Raw genomic sequence first — 866 nt, 5'->3', positions numbered from 1 at the left:
GTGAAAGGCATTCCGGTCAGCGACGGCGCGTCCGTGACCAACGATTACGGCATCGCGGTGGTGAACGGCGTGTCCAGCTACCAGACCTCGGACATCCGCGTTGATGTCAATAATTTGCCGGACGACGTCGAGGTTTACAGCTCAGTGGTCAGCAAAACGCTGACCGAAGGGGCGATCGGTTTTCGCCAGATCCGCGCCGTGAAAGGCGATCGCCTGATGGCGGTGATCCGCCTGAAAGACGGCAGCCATCCGCCGCTGGGGGCGTCGGTGACTGACAACAGTTCCGGCTTTGAGGCGGGGCTGATCGGTGACGGCGGCCTGGCCTATCTGGCCGGTGTGTCAGGGGAAAAATCCCTGACGGTCCGCTGGGGCGATGCGCAGCAATGCCAGATCCGCGTGCCTTCTGAACCCGAAACCCGTTCCGGGCAGATGTTGCTGCCCTGCACATAAGGAAATAATCCCATGAAAAAACAGCATTTTTATCTCATCGCCCTGCTGACGATGGTCGCGGCGACGCCCGCGCTGGCCGCCGTCAATCTTGACCGGACGCGCATCATTTATCAGGCCGGTGATAAATCCGTCAGCGTGATGCTGGAAAACCAGAGCAAAACGTTGCCGTATCTGGCACAGGTCTGGCTGGAGAATGCGCAGGGCGAAAAAATCACCTCGCCGCTGGTGGCGCTGCCGCCGATGCAGCGAATTGACGCCGGTGAGAAAAGTCAGATCCGCATCCTGCAATTACCTGAAACCGCAGGCTTACCGAAAGACCGCGAGTCGCTGTTTTACTTCAACGTGCGCGAGGTGCCGCCCAAAAGCGACATGGCGAACGTCATGCAGGTGGCGATCCAAAGCCGCGTGAAGCTGTT

General features: G+C 59.4%; 2 protein-coding genes. Both read left to right on the top strand.

Annotated features, from left to right (window positions below):
- Positions 1-450: FimD/PapC C-terminal domain-containing protein (locus EYY67_RS24300; RefSeq protein ID WP_165498005.1), on the top strand; the 450-nt coding region annotated here is incomplete at its 5' end.
- Between the two features lie 51 nt (positions 451-501).
- On the top strand, positions 502-866 hold a 365-nt coding region (locus EYY67_RS24295; RefSeq protein ID WP_423227952.1), incomplete at its 3' end, for a fimbrial biogenesis chaperone.

It is taken from the genome of Rahnella victoriana, from assembly GCF_004330295.1.
GTDB lineage: Bacteria > Pseudomonadota > Gammaproteobacteria > Enterobacterales > Enterobacteriaceae > Rahnella > Rahnella victoriana.
Note: the sequence above shows the minus strand (reverse complement) of the source record. Positions and strands in the feature narration are given on the sequence as shown.